This window comes from Methylobacterium sp. JK268 (assembly GCF_054052225.1).
The window spans coordinates 1-16389 of the sequence record NZ_JBSVZN010000010.1; the positions used below are offsets into that span (position 1 = coordinate 1).

The window sequence follows — 16389 nt, forward strand, 5'->3', positions numbered from 1 at the left end:
TCAAGTTGAAGAGTTGATCATGCGCTCGATCACAACATTGACAGGGCACACTCAGATCAGGTTTCCCCGACCCGGTGAGCTCCTGAGAAACGTCGGATCAAACGCTATCCTTCTCCGCCAGGGCATCACGCCCCAGCCGCAAGGACAACGCCGTCCACGCTTCTCTTTCTCCGATGAACTTGTCAAAGAGCCTGTTCAACGGACGACCGAGCGATCCCGGGTAACCCACCCGGAGCCAGACCCGCAGTCTGTCCGAAAGAAGCAGAAGCGCCCGGGCCGCTGAAATGCAACGGCCGGCGCCGATGGGTGGTCGTATACGCCCCGCTCCCAGACCCGTCAACACCCCCTGCGAAGTTTTTGCGACAGCCCCCCTCCCCTCCCGGGAAGTGCCGTCGCGACGGCACGCGGCGGCCGTTGCGCAGGTGCAACGGCCGCCGCGCACGCGCGCCGTCGCGGGGGCGCGGGCCGGTTTCCCTTTGCGCGGCGACAGCGTGGCCGGCATTCTGTTACGGCCAGACCACGATTCGGCGCCTGGAAACCGTAAATGCCTGAAACACCGCAGGACGCGCCCCGCGCCGCCGAGGCGCCGCGGGCCTCGATCACCGGCCAGATCGCCGCCGATGGAGGCGCCCTCTCGGCGGAACTCAACGCGCTGCGCCGGACGCTCTTCCCGCCCGCCTCCGCCAAGGTGCTGCGTTCCTTCACGTCGGGCGAGGCGGCGCGGCTGATCGGCGTGGCGGACGGTTACCTCCGGCAGCTCTCGCTCGCCGGCAAGGGGCCGGAGCCGGAGGTGGGCCCGGGCGGGCGGCGCTCCTACACCCTCGACCAGATCAACGAGCTACGCCGCCTCCTCGACGACGGGCCGAAGGGCAACGGGCCCAAGGGAAAGGGCGCGGCCCGGGGCTACGTGCCCCATCGCGCCGAGGAGGAGCATTGCCAGGTGCTCGCGGTCGTCAACTTCAAGGGCGGGTCCGGCAAGACCACCACGGCGGCGCACCTCGCGCAGTACCTTGCCCTCAAGGGCTACCGGGTGCTCGCCGTCGACCTCGACCCGCAGGCCTCGATGACGGCCCTGCACGGCTACCAGCCGGAATTCGACGTCGACGCCAACCAGACCCTCTACGCGGCAATCCGCTACGACGAGGCCCGCCGCCCCCTCGCGGAGGTGGTGCGTCGGACCTACTTCGCCGGGCTCGACCTCGTACCGGCGAACCTCGAACTGATGGAGTTCGAGCACGACACGCCGAAGGCCCTCGCCGATCCCGGGGCTGAGCCGTTCTTCGGCCGCATCGCCACCGTGCTCGGCACCGTCGCAGAGTCCTACGACGTGATGATCCTCGACTGCCCGCCCCAGCTCGGCTTCCTCACCCTCGGGGCGCTCTGCGCCGCCACCGCGATGCTGGTGACGGTCCACCCGCAGATGCTCGACGTGATGTCGATGTGCCAGTTCCTGCTGATGGCCTCCGACCTCCTCGGCGTGGTGCAGGAAGCCGGGGCCGATCTCGACTACGACTTCCTGCGCTACGTGGTGACCCGCTACGAGCCTTCCGACGGGCCGCAGACCCAGATGGTGGCCTTCATGCGCTCCCTCTTCCGCGAGCGGGTCCTCACCCACACGATGCTCAAGTCGACGGCCGTGTCGGATGCCGGCCTGTCGAAGCAGACGCTCTACGAGATCGGCCGCGAGAGCTTCTCCCGCACCACCTACGATCGCGCCATCGAGGCACTGGACGGGGTCAACGGCGAGATCCTCGGCCTGATGCACCGCGCCTGGGGACGCCCCGCATGACGACCCGCAAGGACACGCTCCGCGCCGCCCTCACGGCCCGGGCCCGCGAGTTGCCACCTGACAACGCCGCCGAGGCCCCTCCCCCGCCGGACCTGCCCGAGCCGGCGCGCAACGCCGTGCGCTCCGGCGCGGTCGGGGCCATGGGCCGGGCGCTGGGCCGCATCGCCTCGGCGGCCGAGGAGGCCCGCGCCCTGGTGGCCGCCGGGGACAAGGTGGTCGAACTCGACCCCGCGCTGATCGACCCCTCCTTCGTGGCCGACCGGCTGGGCGTCTCCGACGAGGAGCACGCGTCGCTCACGGAGCAGATCCGGACCCACGGCCAGCAGGTGCCGATCCTGGTGCGGCCGCATCCGGGCCAGGCCGGCCGCTTCCAGGTCGCCTACGGCCACCGCCGCCTGCGGGCGGCGCGGGACCTCGGGCGGCCGGTCCGCGCGGTGGTGAAGGCGCTCTCCGACGAGGATCTCGTCGTCGCCCAGGGCCAGGAGAATTCCGCCCGCACCGACCTCAGCTACATCGAGCGCGCCGCCTTCGCGGTCACCCTGGAGGATCGCGGCTTCCCGCGCGCCACCATCATGGCCGCTCTGTCCATGGAGAAGACGCAGCTCTCGCGCCTCATCGCCATCGGCCGCAGCGTGCCGCAGGCGGTCATCGCCGCGATCGGGCCGGCCCCGCGGACCGGCCGCCCGCGCTGGGCGGCCCTCGCCGACGCGCTGGTCCGCCAGGACGCCGAGGCGGTGATCGCCCGAACGCTGGCGGACCCCGCCTTCGCGCGCGCCGACAGCGACGCCCGCTTCGCGCTCATCCTGGCCGCCCTCACCCGTCGTGACGCGGCCCCCGGCGCCGCGACCACCACCTCCTGGACGAACCCGGCCGGGCGCGCCGTCGTGCGGATCGAGCGCACGCCCCGCCGCACCCAGCTCACGGTGGACGAACTCGTCGAGCCGGATTTCGGGGCCTACCTCGTCGAGGCGCTGCCGGATCTCTACGCGGCTTTCCGGGTCCGGCGCGCGGGAGAAAAAGCGTGACTTTCATGCGTCGCGCTCCGATTCGGTTTACGTCGCGCAACGTTTCGGATTGTCAGATCTGAATCAATCGCTCTACCATTCGACTTAAGCCGGGGCGGCGGTCGCCCCGAGGTGCTGCGCCGGGGGGGCGTGGGCAACGATGGGATCTCAGTTTCCGCCGAGGCGACTCGGCAGCACGATCGCGCGTCAGAACCACGAGGCAGTGCCGGAGAGCACGCCGGCGGACTGGAGCGGCTTCGCGGACCTCGCCTGCGCCCTCTGCGCGCATGCCGACCAGCCCGCCTTGTCGGCGCTCGATGCGGGCCACGTCACCGTGATCAGCCAGGCGCTCGTCGCGAAGCTCTCCGGATTGAGGGACGCGGCCATCGCGTTGCGCGCCGGCATCGACCCGGCCGACCCGCGGATGCAGTCCCACCGCCTGTCCCTGGAGGCCTTCATCCGCGACGTGGACCGGCTCCTGGGCCCGGCGGACCGGATCGCGGTGTGATCCGGCCCGGACGGCATCAGATATAGGCCGAGGCCAGCGCCGGCGAGCGTTCGAGCGCGTGCGAGAGCCGGTCGAGGGACGCGGCGATCTCCGCCCGGCGGGCCGATCCGCCGAGGCAGATGCGCACCGCCTCCGGGGGCTCCGGACCGAGGCAGAAGGCGTCGCTCGCCACCACGGCGATCCCGGCGGCCCGCCCCTCGGCCGCGAAGGCCGAGCGGGTCCAGCCCGCGGGCAGCGTCATCCAGAGGTGGAAGGCGTTCGGGTCGGTGCGCAGCAGCTCCTCGGGCAGGATCGCGGCGGCGATGCCCTGCCGGGCGCGCGACTCCGCCCGGATGAACCCCAGCAGCGCATCCGCGCTCCCGTCCCCGATCCAGCGCGTGGCGAGCGCGGTGGTGATCGGCGAGGCCATCACGGTCGCGGCGCGCAGCTTGGCCGTGAGCGGCAGCGCCGCCCGGGCGCTCGGCGCCACCAGGTAGGCGAGCCGCAGGCCGGCCCCCAGGCACTTGGCGAGCCCGGACACGTGGTAGGTGATCTCGGGCGCGAGTTCGCAGAAGCTCGGCGGCGGCGCCGGGCAGACGAGGCCGTAGGCGTCGTCCTCGACGATGGCCACGGCGTAGCGCCGCGCCACCGCGACGATCGCCTCCCGCCGGGCGCGGCCCATCGTGCGGGTGGTCGGGTTCTGCAGGACCGGGTTGAGGTAGATGGCCCGCGGGGCGGCGCGCGTGCAGGCGGCCGCGAAGGCGTCCGGGTCGATCCCCTCCCGGTCGGCCGGCAGCCCAACCAGCTGCAGGGACCGGTGGGCGGCCAGCGCCCGCAGGCCCGGATAGGTCAGGGTCTCGGTGCAGAGCCGGTCCCCGGCCTGCGCCACCACGCCCAGGATCGCGTTGAGGGCCGCGTGCGCGCCCGGGCAGATCAGCAGCCGCTCCTCCGGGGCCGCGACCCCGCGCTGCGCCAGCCAGCGCCGCGCCGCCGCCTTGTCCTCCGGGCCGCCCCCGAAGGCCTGGTAGCGCAGCAGGCCCGGGAGATCCTCCGCCAGGCCCGCGAACCCCGCCTGGAGCCGCGCCAGCAGGGCGGGATCGTCCGGCTCCGGCGGCAGGTTCATCGAGAAGTCGGCGGCGCCCGGCCGTCCCGCCGCGCGGGCGGGCGGGGGCGTTCCGCGCACGAAGGTGCCCTGCCCCACCCGGGATACCACGAGGCCGCGCTTCTGCGCCTCCACGTAGCCGCGGGCCACCGTGGTGAAGTCGAGCCCGAGCCGCGCCGCCAGCGCCCGCTGCGGCGGCAGGCGCGTCCCGGGCGCCAAGCGCCGCGCCCCGATATCCTCCGCCAGCGCCTCGACGATCGCCCGGTAATGCGGGCGGCCCCACCGCGCCAGGTCCGGGTTCCAGCTCATCGCGGTCCTCGCTCCGTGCTCTCCGGTCAATCGTCCGATTGACGGGAGAGCAAACCCCGTGCCGCGCGGCCTATCGCAAGTCGTCGCTCCAAGAAGGCGCCCGCGTCGGTGCCCCTTGTCGATGCAGCTGGCGCGCGAAAACCATGCAGTGTGCGGAAAATCTGACGAGGCGGACGCTGTCAATTGACTGCATCTTGAATGTATTCGCGAATACGGGCGGAGTCGGCGCGCGTGCCGCCGATGCTGGCACGCGGCTTGCGCCGTCGCCCGGCAGCGGCGGGACACGCGCCGCCGCGCGCCACAAGCGGAGACCGCCATGCCTGCCGTCAGCGCCGAGCACCACAAGAAGGGCGACTACTTCGTCGACTACGAGGAGAAGGTCTTCGAGGACGTGAAGGCCGAGCCGGGGCAGAAGGCCCTGGTGAAGTTCCACACCGTCGCCTTCGAGGGCTCGATCGGCTTCGTGAACCTGCTCCAGGCCACGCGCCTGCTGCGCAAGGGCTTCGAGACCACGATCCTGCTCTACGGCCCGGGCGTGACGCTCGGCGTGCAGCGGGGCTTCCCGACCCTGGGGGACGAGGCCTTCCCGGGCCACCTCAACATGAACAAGCAGATCGAGAAGTTCATCGCCGAGGGCGGCAAGGTCTATGCCTGCCGCTTCGCCCTGCAGGCCCTCTACGGCCACGGCGAGCCCTCGCTGATCGAGGGCATCCGGCCAATCGCGCCGACCGACGTGCTCGACCTCGTGCTCCTGCACCACCGGGACAAGGCCTTCATCGTGGACACCTGGACGGTCTGAGGCGGCCATGGCCGAGACGCGGATCGTCCGGGCCGCCGCGGTCCAGATCGCCCCCGACCTGGACCGGCCGGAGGGCACCCTGGAGCGGGTGCTCGCCGCCCTCGCGGAGGCGGCCGGCAAGGGGGCGCGCCTCGTCGTGTTCCCCGAGACCCTCCTGCCCTACTACCCGTACTTCTCCTTCGTGGAGCCGCCCGCGCGGCAGGGCCCGGCGCATCTGCGCCTCTACGAGCACGCCGTGACGGTGCCCGGTCCCGTCACGGAGGCGGTCGCCGCGGCGGCGCGGCGGCACGGCACCGTCGTGGTGCTGGGCGTCAACGAGCGCGACCACGGCTCGCTCTACAACGCGCAGCTGATCTTCGACGCGGACGGGTCGCTGCGGCTGAAGCGCCGCAAGATCACGCCGACCTACCACGAGCGGATGATCTGGGGGCAGGGCGACGGCGCCGGGCTCGCCGTCGTCGAGACCGCGGTCGGGCGGGTCGGGGCGCTCGCCTGCTGGGAGCACTACAACCCGCTCGCCCGCTACGCCCTGATGGCGCAGCACGAGGAGATCCACGCGGCGCAGTTCCCGGGCTCCCTCGTCGGCCAGGTCTTCGCCGACCAGATGGAGGTGACGATCCGCCACCACGCCCTCGAATCCGGCTGCTTCGTGGTCAACGCCACCGGCTGGCTCGACGCGGCGCAGGTGGCCGCCCTCACCCCCGACGAGGGGCTGCGGGGGGCGCTGCGCGGCGGCTGCTGCACGGCGATCGTCTCGCCCGAGGGGCGCCACCTCGCGCCGCCGCTCACGGAGGGCGAGGGCATCCTGGTGGCGGATCTCGACCTCGCCCTCGTCACCAAGCGCAAGCGGATGATGGACTCGGTCGGCCACTACGCCCGGCCGGAGCTCCTGAGCCTCGTCCACGACGACCGCCCCGCCCTTCCTCGCGTCACCCCGCCCCGGAGGCTCGACCATGAGCGCGCAGCAAGTCCCGACGAGTGCGATGCCGACGGAGCGGCTGATCACCGAGCTGCAATCCTTCGGCGTGCGGCTGGCTGACCCGCGGGCCGGGGCGCCGAGCCGCCGCGGCGGGGCGGGCCCCTCCGACCACAAGGCCGTGACGGTGAACGGCCGCACCGTGATGGTGCCGGTCCACACGGCCGGGGCCTTCGAGTCCCCCTATCTGGTGGGGCGGCCCGACGACCACGGCGAGAGTGTCGTCGAGCGCGACGGGATCGTGGTCGGGCGGCTCAGCTTCCCGCAGACGCCGCGCTTCTACAAGCTGCAGACCCTCGACGGGATCCCCTACCCCCAGATCGCCGTGCTGCACGGGCGCGACGTGCTGGCGACGACGATCCTGCAGACCTGCATCCGCTACCAGAGCCGCACCAAGACCTGCCGGTTCTGCGCCATCGGCCAGTCGCTGGCGGCCGGCCGCACTCTGGCCCGCAAGACCCCCGAGCAGCTCGCCGAGGTCGCCCGCGCGGCCGTCCTCCTCGACGGCGTCACCCACATGGTGATGACGACCGGCACGCCCAACGTCACCGATCGCGGCGCCGCGCTCCTGTGCGAGAGCGCCTTCGCGGTGAAGGCGGCGGTCGACCTGCCGATCCAGGGCCAGTGCGAGCCGCCCGACGACGACCGCTGGTTCTCCCGCCTCCGGGCCGCCGGGATCGACGCACTGGGCATGCATCTCGAGGCGGTGACGCCCGAGGTGCGCGAGCGGGTCATGCCCGGCAAGGCGGGCGTGCCGGTCGCGCGCTACCTCGACGCCTTCGCGGCCGCCGTGCCGGTCTTCGGCCGCGGCCAGGTCTCGACCTACATCCTGGCCGGCCTCGGCGACCCGCCGGAGGCGATCCTGGCCATGGCCGAGCGGCTGATCGGGCTCGGCGTCTATCCCTTCGTGGTGCCCTTCGTGCCGATCTCCGGGACGCCGCTGGAGGATCACCCCGCGCCCGGCCCCGACGTCATGCACGCGATCCTGTCGCCCCTCTCCGCGATGCTGCGCCGGGCGGGCCTGAGCGCCGCCGGGATCAGGGCCGGCTGCGGGCGCTGCGGCGCCTGCTCGGCCCTGTCGGCCTACGAGCGCTGAGGAGGCGGGCGATGTTCGAGGGCGCCGCCCCCTACTGGCCGAGCCACTTCCGGGTGAAGCGCGCCACCGATCCGTGGGAGATCCGCGACGCGGCGGCGCTCCGTCGGCAGGTCTTCTGCGTCGAGCAGGGGCTGTTCGCCGGCGACGACCGCGACGCCCTCGACGCGATCGCGATCCCGATCTGCGCGGTGTCGAGCCTCGGCGTCGCACCGGACGAGGTCGTCGGCACGGTGCGGATTCACGCGTCCGGCGAGGGCCTGTGGTGGGGCTCGCGCCTCGCCGTGGCGCCCCGCTTCCGGCGGGTCGGGGCGCTCGGGGCCGGGCTGATCCGGGTCGCGGTCTCCACGGCGGCGGCGAGCGGCTGCACCCGCTTCCTCGCCCACGTCCAGGAGCGCAACGTGCCGCTCTTCGAGGCCCTGCACTGGCGCGCCCTGGAGACGATCGACCTGCACGGCCTGCCCCACCGCCGGATGGAGGCGGACCTCGCCCATTACCCGCCCCTCACCGATCCGGCGGGCCTCGTCACCCTGCTGCGGAGGGCGGCGTGAGCCTCGCCGCCGGGATCGCCGCGCAGATCCGGGGGGCGCGCGGCCTCGCCCACAAGCGCGACATCGACGCGGTGGTGGCGCGGCTCGGCCTCGCCGGGTCGGCGGTGCCGGTCGGCGACGATTGCGCGGCGATTCCCGACGGCGACGGCCACCTGCTCCTCGCCATCGAGGGCTTCCTCGACGGCTTCGTCGCCGCCGACCCCTACTTCGCGGGCCATTGCGGCGTGATGGTCAACCTCAGCGACGTCGCCGCCATGGGCGGCCGGCCGCTCGCCGTCGTCGACGCGGTCTGGGCGCGCGGCGAGGAGGGCGCGGATCCGGTGCTGCGCGGCCTCGCCGACGCCGCCCGCACCTACGGCGTGCCGGTGGTGGGCGGCCACACCAATCTGCGGGCCGAATCCGGCCACCTCGCAGTGGCGGTACTCGGGCGGGCGAACCGCCTCCTCACCAGCTTCGACGCGGAGCCCGGCGACGCCCTCGTGGCGGCGATCGACCTGCGCGGGCGCTTCCGCGACCCCGACCCCTACTGGGACGCGAGCAGCGGCAGCCCGGCGGAGCGCCTGCGCGGCGACCTCGCGCTGCTGCCCGCCCTCGCCGAGGCGGGCCTGAGCCGGGCCGCCAAGGACGTCAGCATGGCGGGGATCGTCGGGACCACCCTGATGCTGCTCGAAGGCTCCCGGGTCGGGGCCCGCATCGACCTCGGCCGGATCCCGCGGCCCGACGGGATCCCCCTCGCCCGCTGGCTCACCGCCTTCCCGAGCTTCGGCTTCGTCCTCGCCGTGAAGCCCTCCGACCGCGAGGCCGTGATCGGACGCTTCACGGCCCGCGGCCTCGCCGCGGCGGCGATCGGCACCGTCGACGCCAGCCGCCGCGCGCGGGTGAGCGATGGCGAGGCCGAGGAGACCGTGTGGGACTTCACCGCGGGTCCGCTCACGGGCTGCGTGTCCGGGAGGACGCCATGACGCCGTCGCTGCGGATCGCGATCCTGGCCCATTCCACCAACCCGCGCGGCGGGGTCGCGCACGCTCTCGCGCTGGCGGAAGCGCTCTGCGACCTCGGCCACGAGGCCGTGGTGCATGCGCCCGACGCCGCCGGGTCGGGATTCTATCGCACCGCCCGCTGCGGCACCGTCCGGATCGCGGCCAGGCCCGTGACGGGCGACACCCACGCCCTCGTCCACCAGCGGGTCACCGACTACCTCGCGTATTTCGGGCCCGAGGCCGCCGCGCGCTTCGACGTGTTCCACGCCCAGGACAGCATCAGCGGCAACGCGCTTGCGACGCTGACGCGGCGGCGCCTGATCCCGGGCTTCGCCCGCACCGTCCACCACCTCGACACCTTCGCGGATCCGCGCCTCACGGCCCTGCAGGAGCGGGCGATCCTCGGGGCGGGCCGCGTCCTCTGCGTGAGCCGCCTGTGGCGGGACGCGCTGGCGCGGGACTTCGGCCTGGCACCGACCCTCGTCGGCAACGGCGTCGATCGTGCCGCCTTCTCTGCGGTGCCGGATCCGGCCGATGCGGCTCTTCGTGCCGCCTGGGGGATCGGCGAGGGGCCGGTCGTTCTCTCGGTGGGCGGGTTCGAGGCGCGCAAGAACGCGCTCCGCCTCATCGCGGCCTTCGCGGACCTGCGCGCGACGCATCCCTCCGCCCAGCTCCTCGTGGTCGGCGGCGCCTCGCTCCTCGACCATTCGGCTTACGAGGCGCACTGCCACGCCGCGCTCGCGGCCGCTCGCCTCCCGGTCGGCCCGGGATGCGCGGTGATCCGCACCGGTCCGGTTCCGCAGGCGGCGATGGCCGGCCTCTACCGGATCGCCGACACACTGGCCTTCCCGTCGCTCACGGAGGGGTTCGGCCTCACCGTCCTGGAGGCGATGGCCTGCGGCACCCCGACCGTGGTGTCGCGGATCGCCCCCTTCACCGAGTACCTCCGCGAGGCCGACACGCTCTTCGTCGATCCGGAGGACCCGGAGGACATCGCCGCGGGCCTGCGCGCGGCGCTGCACCCGGAGACGCGCCGCCGCCTCGCCGCCGCCGGTTGCCAAGTGGCAACTGCCCATTCCTGGCGCGCCTGCGCGATCCGGCACGCGGATGTCTACGCTGCCCTCGCGCGCCCGGAGGTGGAGCATGCCTGAGATGCGCTTCCACATCCGCTGGCCCGACGGGCGCCGCGAGGCCTGCTACTCACCCTCGCTGGTGGTGAAGGAGCACCTCGCCGAGGGCACGGCCTACGCGATGGCGGAGTTCGTCGACCGGACCCGCGCGGCCCTCACGACGGCGAGCGAGCGGGTGCGGGCCCTCTACGGGTTCCCGTGCGGCCGCGCGCTCGGCCAGCTCGCCCGGATCGAGGCGGAGGCGGCCCGGCACGCGACCGGCACCGTGCTGGTCGAGGCATTCGAGGACGAGCGCCGATGAATCCTCCCCCCGGTGCGGGGGAGGGTGCCCGCGCGGCGCGCGACACGATGGTCCGATAGGGAAGGTGGAGGACGGACATGACCCATCACGCGAGCGTTCCGGTGGTCGTGGTCGGCGGCGGGCAGGCCGGGCTCGCGATGAGCTACCAGCTCAAGCGGCGCGGCATCGCCCATCTCGTCTTCGAGAAGAACCAGGTCGCCCATGCCTGGAAGACGCAGCGCTGGGACAGCTTCTGCCTCGTCACGCCGAACTGGCAGTGCCAGCTCCCGGGCTTCCCCTATGCGGGCGCGGAGCCGCACGGCTTCATGCCCCGCGACGAGATCGTCGCCTATCTGGAGGCCTACCGGCGCTTCGTCGATCCGCCCCTGCGCGAGGGCGTCGGCGTCACCCGGCTGCGCCGCGACCGCGCCGGCGGCTTCCGGGTCTCGACCGAGGCGGGCGAGGTCCGCGCCGAGCAGGTCGTGCTCGCGGTGAGCGGCTATCACCGGCCCGCGATCCCGGCCGCCGCCGGGCAGCTCGCCGCACCGATCGCGCAGATCCATTCCAGCGCCTACCGCAATCCCGGCCAGCTCCCGCCCGGCGCCGTGCTGGTGATCGGCTCGGGCCAGTCCGGCTGCCAGATCGCCGAGGATCTCCACCTCGCCGGCCGGCGGGTCCACCTCGCGGTCGGGAGCGCCCCGCGCTGCCCGCGCCTCTATCGCGGGCGCGACGCCGTCGACTGGCTCGCCGAGATGGGCCAGTACGACCTTCCGGTGGAGCGCCACCCGCTCAAGGAGGGCGTGCGGCGCAACGCCAACCACTACCTCACCGGCCGTGACGGCGGCCGGCCGATCGACCTGCGCCGCTTCGCCATCGAAGGCATGCGCCTGCACGGGCGCCTCGCCGCCATGGAGGGAACGCGGGTCACCTTCGCGCCCGACCTGAAGGCGAATCTCGACAACGCCGACGCGGTCTACACCGGCATCCAGGCGGCCATCGACAAGCACATCGCGCAGAACGGCATCGCCGCTCCGGAGGAGGCGCATTACACGCCGGTCTGGCAGCCGGGCGAGCCCGACCTCGCCCTCGATTGCGCGGAGGCCGGCATCACCGCGGTGATCTGGGCGACCGGGTTCCGGTCCGATTTCGGCTTCGTCGAGGGCCTGCCGCTCGACGCGCGCGGGCTGCCCCACCACACCCGTGGGGTGACGCCGGTCGAGGGTCTCTTCGTCGTCGGCCTGCCCTGGCTCCACACCTGGGGCTCGGGGCGCTTCTCGGGGATCGCCCGCGACACGGACCACCTCGCGGAGCGGATCGCCGCGGCGGCGCTGCCGCTCGCGAGCTGAAGCAGTCACGAACGCAAGGTAAACCCGGCTGCGCGGCCCGCCGAGGTGCGGGCTCTGTGCCGGAGGACCATCGTGCTCGAGGAATTCAAGACATTCGCCCTGCGCGGCAACGTCGTCGATCTCGCGGTCGGCGTGATCATCGGCGCCGCCTTCGGCGCCATCGTCACGTCGCTCGTTCAGGACATCATCATGCCGACGATCGGGGCCGTGACGGGCGGCCTCGACTTCTCCAACCACTACCTGCCGCTCTCGTCCAAGGTTCAGCCGGGACTGGCCTACGCGGACGCCAAGAAGCAGGGCGCAGTGATCGGCTACGGCCAGTTCCTGACGCTGACGGTCAACTTCGTCATCGTGGCCTTCGTGCTGTTCCTGGTGATCCGCGGCATGAACCGCCTGCTCCGCCGCGAGGAGGCGAAACCCGCCGAGCCGGCCGCGGAGGTGAAGCTCCTCACCGAGATCCGGGACCTGCTGGCGGCGCGGCCGTCCGCCTGACCGCTGCGCTGCCGCGCAGGGCCCGGCGGGGAGGGGGCCGGGCCGCGCGATGGGCGCGCGCCGTCCCGGCTTGATCGACCCGGTGCCGCGAGGCGGCCGAATCGGGCGGGGCGTGGTAGGCATCGGGACCTGAGCCGCGCCGGGAACCGGCCGCGAGGGAGACCACGTCGTGAGCCACTACCTGATGGTCGCCGGGACGCTGCTGCTCATGATCGCCGCCGCGCCGCCCCTGATGGCGGCGCCGGGCGGCATCCGCCGCGTCACGCTGTCGAGCGGCGGCCTCGCCGAGGTCACCGCGGTCCACCCGGTCGACGGGAGCGCGACCCTCGCCATCGACGTCCGGGCCGACCAGGTCGACGACATCCTCAAGAGCCTCGTCGTGCGCGATCCCGGGGGCGCGGTCGGCGGCATCCGGCTCGACGGGGTCGATCAACTCGACGAGACCCTGCGGACGATGCCCTTCTCGGCCGACGACCTGTCGTCGCCCGTGCGGCTGCTCGGCAAGCTCCAGGGCGTCCCGGTCAAGGTGCAGAGCGCCGGGCGCACGCTCGACGGGAAGGTCCTCGGCGTGGCCGAGCGCGACGCGGGCACCGAGACCGGTCCGGTGCGCGTGCTGTCCGTCCTGACCGAGACCGGCACGCTCGAATCCCTGCCGATCGACGACGGCGCCGCCGTGACGATCCGGGATCCGGCCGTGATGGCCCGGATCGCCGAGGCCGTCGCCGCCTCGGGCAAGAGCAAGGCCGGCGGGGCCCACCGGGTCGAGGTCGCCGTGACGGGGAGCGGCCGGCGCGAGGTCCGCCTGACCTACGTGGTCGCGGCCCCCGTCTGGAAGACGAGCTACCGCGTCGTGGACGGGGGCAAGGGGAGGGCGAACCTCCAGGCCTGGGCGGTGATCGAGAACGCGCTCGGCGGAGATTGGCAGGGCGTCGACGTCACCCTGTCGTCCGGCTCACCCGTGACGCTGCGCCAGCGCCTGCACCAGCGCTACTGGCGCGAGCGCCCGGAGGCGCCGATCCCGATCGAGGGCGTCGGGATGCCCGACCTCGACCCGGGGACGGTCGCGGCCAAGTCGCTCGCGGCCGAGTCACTCGCGCGCCCGCGGGCCGCGGCGGGCGCCGCCCCGATGCCCGCCCCCATGATGGCCGCCGGGCCGCCCGCCATGGCGAGCCGGGCGCCGGAGCCGACCTACGAGGCCGCGCCCGCCGCCGTGGCCGCCGGCGCCGCCGAGCGGGACGTGTCGGCGACCTTCACGCTGCCGCACCCGGTCGACCTCGAGACCGGACGCACCCTGTCCGTGCCGATCATCGACACCGAGGTCGAGGCCGAGCGCATCGCCCTCTGGCGGCCAGGCCAGGGGCCCCATCCCATCGCCGCCCTGATGATCCGCAACGGGTCGACCGCGACGCTGCCGCCCGGCCTCGCCACCGTGTACGACCGCGAGGCCGGCTATGTCGGCGACGCGCGGCTCCCCTCGATCCCGGTCGGCGAGCAGCGCTTCGCCAGCTTCGCGGCCGACCGCAAGATCAGCGTCCAGGGAGATTCCACGCCGAGCGCGCCGCTGACGCAGGTCACGGTGTCCGGCGGCGTCGCCCGCACCACCGTCACGCAGCGCGAGGTCACGACCTACACGGTCAAGGGCGCGCCGGATGCCGCCCGCGCCGTCATCATCGAGCACCCGCGCCGCCGGGGCTGGACCTTTACGTCGGCGGCGCGCGACAGCGAGACGCCGGACGCCTACCGGTTGCGGGCCGCGGTCCCGGCCGGCGGCACGGCGGAGATCCGGGCGGTGCTGGAGCAGGTCCGGGTCGACACCACCGGGCTGGTCGACGCGGACGAGGCGCTGCTCGTCAGCTGGAGCTCCCTCGCCACCGATCCGCGCCTGGCCGCCAAATTCAAGGACCTCGCGGCCGCTCGCGCCGAGATCGACCGGGCGGAGGGCGAGGTCGCGGCGTTCGGCGAGCGCAGCGCCAGGATCACGTCCGCACAGGAGCGCATCCGCGGCAATCTCGGAGCGGTGCCCAAGGACAGCGAACTCGCGCGGCGCTACCTCGCGCTCATGGGCGAGCAGGAGGACGAGCTCGCCAGGATCGAGGCGGGCCGGACGAAGGCCGCGGGCCGGCTCGACGCGCTGCGGGCCAAGCTCAAGGCGATGATCGCGGCGTTCTGAGACGGAGGGTGGCCGGACGCCTTGGGACGGGCTGTCCGGGCAATCAACTTGGCTCAGGCGCCTACAATACTTTCCCCTTTTCCGGACGACTGCAGCGTCAGCGGAAGGAGATCCGGAAAAGGGGAGGGGAGGGGAAGCTGGGGAGGATTCAGTTCCGCTGGATCAGGCCGCTCGCTCCGCCGGCGCTTTCGAAGAGACCCGCGCCCCGAAACGACAACGCCCGCGCCACGGCCGAGCCGTCGCGCGGGCGCCCGCCGCGGAGATCGCGGAGGGATCAGCGCATGTGGCGGTGGTGACGGCGCATGTGGTGGCGCATCATGCGGTGCTGGCGCGGGGCCATCCGCACGGCCGGCGTGCCGCCCGGCGCGCCCATCGCGCGCTCGCGCCCGGCGAGCGGGCCGCCGGCCTGGGAGCCGCTGTTGTTGTAGGGCGAGCCGCCCTGGGCGAGGGCGGGCACCGCGGCGGCGGCCAGAACGGCGGCGAGCGCGAGGGTCTTCAGCTTCGTCATGGGTTCATTCGTCCTTCGCGGCCCGTCCGTCGGACCGCTTCGGCGATATGACGCGCTTGGCCGAGATTGGTTCACGCCGAAGGGCGATTCGTTTGCAAAAAATCTCGTAGGGAGAAGATCCTACTCTGCGCCACGGCCGAGCCGGCGCAGGCGCTCGGCCATGGCCCGCAGCCGCGGGTTGCGCTTGACCCCGCGCTTCACCCGGATGCCGAGCCGGGTCGCCCCGGCGAAGACGCGTCCGGGCGCGGTCACCGGCACCAGCCCGTCGACGAGGCGAATCGTCTCGTCGCAGACCTTCGCCTTGTAGGCCGCCTCGCCGACGCCGAGATCGAGGGCGAGGCGGCCGCGCGCCGCCTGATCGCGCAGGAGGGCGTGCAGCAGCAGGTCGCCGGGGCTGAACCGCGCCAGGGCCGGGTCGGGGTCGAAGGAGGTGAGCATCGCGCTGAAGCGGCGGGCATCCGCCGCGCCGATGAAGGTCGCGAGGATTCGCCCGGTCGCGTCGAGGCGCAGGGCGTGGCATTCGAGCGCCGCCGGCCCGTTCGGACCGGGGCGGCAGGCCGCGGCCAGGAAGGCGCGCGCGGCCGGCGCGGCGAAGGGGTCCGGCAGGCGCATCTGCGCGAAGCGGACGGCCTTCTGGTCGAGATAGGCGCGCATCACCGCCTCGGCCTCCTCGGCGGTCGCGGCGAGGCGATGGCGGGCGGGGCCGTGGGCGGCGGCCAGCCACTTCTCCTTCTGGCGCAGCTTGCGGCGCGCGTCGCCGCTGAACAGGCGCGCCATCGTGGCGTCCGGGTCGGGGCCGAGACGCAGGCCGTAGGCGTCGCTCGGCGAGGGGGTCCCGCCCTCCGCGAGCGGGTTGGCGACGCCGTCGAAGGCGCTCGGCTGATTGAAGAAGGCGAAGACGTCGACGCCTTCGGCCCGGCCGAGGCGGCGCAGGGCCGTCCGGATCGCCGCGGCCGGGAGCGCGGCGGCCTCCCGGCAGGCGAAGACCGGCATGTGGTAATTCGCGTGGCGGCCGCCGAGGAAGCGGGCGACCCGCAGGCCGCGCTCCCGGCGCACCCCGAAGGGCAGGAGCAGCCGCGGGCGCCCGGCGGGGTCGCGCAGCACGACGATCAGCGGGCGCGCGCCGTCGGAGCCGATGCAGGCGGCGGCCCAGTCGACGCGCTGGTAGGGCGTCATCACGACGCCCGGCGAGGCTTCCAGGTCCCGCCACACGGCCTCCGCCGCTTCCAGGCGCGCATGAGCCTCCGGGACGAGGCGGACCGGCGCCACGGCCCTGGACGATGCCGTCGGCAGTTCGACCACCAGTCCCGCCATGACCCCGACAGCCTTCCGCCACGCCTGCGAGCCTGCACCCTAGCTGATCGGCCCGTGTT

16 protein-coding genes are annotated in these 16389 nt (G+C 73.6%); 13 read left to right on the plus strand and 3 right to left on the minus strand.

Annotation, left to right across the window (positions count from 1 at the left end; genetic code table 11):
• The first annotated feature begins 544 nt into the window (after positions 1 to 544).
• From repA to ACW9J6_RS12355, 3 genes are all read left to right on the plus strand, one after another.
• On the plus strand, positions 545 to 1789 hold the full coding sequence (gene repA / locus ACW9J6_RS12345) for a plasmid partitioning protein RepA (protein WP_457116775.1): 1245 nt from the start codon (positions 545 to 547) through the stop codon (positions 1787 to 1789).
• Positions 1786 to 2814 carry a plasmid partitioning protein RepB gene (repB, locus tag ACW9J6_RS12350; protein WP_457116776.1) on the plus strand — a complete coding sequence of 343 codons (1029 nt, stop codon included), beginning with the start codon at positions 1786 to 1788 and terminating at the stop codon, positions 2812 to 2814. The genes repA and repB overlap by 4 nt, the downstream gene beginning before the upstream one ends.
• Positions 2815 to 3016: 202 nt before the next feature.
• Positions 3017 to 3301 (plus strand): hypothetical protein, encoded by a 285-nt coding sequence (locus ACW9J6_RS12355; protein WP_457116777.1) that lies wholly within the window; start codon positions 3017 to 3019, stop codon positions 3299 to 3301.
• 16 nt (positions 3302 to 3317) lie between these two features.
• Here the strand turns inward: ACW9J6_RS12355 and ACW9J6_RS12360 are convergent, their stop codons facing one another.
• Positions 3318 to 4691 (minus strand): aminotransferase-like domain-containing protein, encoded by a 1374-nt coding sequence (locus ACW9J6_RS12360; protein WP_457116778.1) that lies wholly within the window; start codon positions 4689 to 4691, stop codon positions 3318 to 3320.
• A gap of 316 nt (positions 4692 to 5007) precedes the next feature.
• Between ACW9J6_RS12360 and ACW9J6_RS12365 the strand changes: the two genes are divergently transcribed.
• The 10 genes from ACW9J6_RS12365 (at position 5008) to ACW9J6_RS12410 (ending at position 14508) form a co-directional block, all read left to right on the plus strand.
• Positions 5008 to 5490 (plus strand): MSMEG_0572/Sll0783 family nitrogen starvation response protein, encoded by a 483-nt coding sequence (locus ACW9J6_RS12365; RefSeq protein ID WP_457116779.1) that lies wholly within the window; start codon positions 5008 to 5010, stop codon positions 5488 to 5490.
• 7 nt (positions 5491 to 5497) lie between these two features.
• Complete coding sequence (locus tag ACW9J6_RS12370) at positions 5498 to 6529, plus strand: Nit6803 family nitrilase (protein WP_457116780.1); 1032 nt, start codon at positions 5498 to 5500, stop codon at positions 6527 to 6529.
• The gene (locus tag ACW9J6_RS12375) at positions 6474 to 7562 is read left to right on the plus strand and encodes an MSMEG_0568 family radical SAM protein (RefSeq protein WP_457116983.1); all 1089 of its coding nucleotides are present in this window, start codon (positions 6474 to 6476) and stop codon (positions 7560 to 7562) included. The genes ACW9J6_RS12370 and ACW9J6_RS12375 overlap by 56 nt, the downstream gene beginning before the upstream one ends.
• Positions 7563 to 7573: 11 nt before the next feature.
• Positions 7574 to 8110, plus strand: a complete 537-nt coding sequence (locus tag ACW9J6_RS12380) for an MSMEG_0567/Sll0786 family nitrogen starvation N-acetyltransferase (protein WP_457116781.1) — start codon at positions 7574 to 7576, stop codon at positions 8108 to 8110.
• The gene (locus ACW9J6_RS12385; RefSeq protein WP_457116782.1) at positions 8107 to 9072 is read left to right on the plus strand and encodes a sll0787 family AIR synthase-like protein; all 966 of its coding nucleotides are present in this window, start codon (positions 8107 to 8109) and stop codon (positions 9070 to 9072) included. Before ACW9J6_RS12380 ends, ACW9J6_RS12385 begins: the two co-directional genes overlap by 4 nt.
• The gene (locus ACW9J6_RS12390) at positions 9069 to 10241 is read left to right on the plus strand and encodes an MSMEG_0565 family glycosyltransferase (RefSeq protein WP_457116783.1); all 1173 of its coding nucleotides are present in this window, start codon (positions 9069 to 9071) and stop codon (positions 10239 to 10241) included. Before ACW9J6_RS12385 ends, ACW9J6_RS12390 begins: the two co-directional genes overlap by 4 nt.
• Positions 10234 to 10521, plus strand: coding sequence for an MSMEG_0570 family nitrogen starvation response protein (locus tag ACW9J6_RS12395; RefSeq protein WP_457116784.1), 288 nt, complete (start codon positions 10234 to 10236; stop codon positions 10519 to 10521). Before ACW9J6_RS12390 ends, ACW9J6_RS12395 begins: the two co-directional genes overlap by 8 nt.
• Positions 10522 to 10598: 77 nt before the next feature.
• Positions 10599 to 11846, plus strand: a complete 1248-nt coding sequence (locus ACW9J6_RS12400; RefSeq protein ID WP_457116785.1) for an MSMEG_0569 family flavin-dependent oxidoreductase — start codon at positions 10599 to 10601, stop codon at positions 11844 to 11846.
• A gap of 72 nt (positions 11847 to 11918) precedes the next feature.
• Positions 11919 to 12338, plus strand: a complete 420-nt coding sequence (gene mscL, locus ACW9J6_RS12405) for a large conductance mechanosensitive channel protein MscL (protein ID WP_457116786.1) — start codon at positions 11919 to 11921, stop codon at positions 12336 to 12338.
• Positions 12339 to 12507: 169 nt separating this feature from the next.
• Entirely contained in the window at positions 12508 to 14508 is a 2001-nt protein-coding gene (locus ACW9J6_RS12410; RefSeq protein ID WP_457116787.1) for a DUF4139 domain-containing protein, read from the plus strand.
• A 274-nt stretch (positions 14509 to 14782) separates the two neighbouring features.
• On the opposite strand, the gene ACW9J6_RS12415 is transcribed toward ACW9J6_RS12410, so the two are convergent.
• Positions 14783 to 15016 carry a hypothetical protein gene (locus ACW9J6_RS12415; protein ID WP_457116788.1) on the minus strand — a complete coding sequence of 78 codons (234 nt, stop codon included), beginning with the start codon at positions 15014 to 15016 and terminating at the stop codon, positions 14783 to 14785.
• Between the two features lie 120 nt (positions 15017 to 15136).
• Positions 15137 to 16330 (minus strand): GNAT family N-acetyltransferase, encoded by a 1194-nt coding sequence (locus ACW9J6_RS12420; RefSeq protein WP_457116789.1) that lies wholly within the window; start codon positions 16328 to 16330, stop codon positions 15137 to 15139.
• Positions 16331 to 16389: the final 59 nt, after the last annotated feature.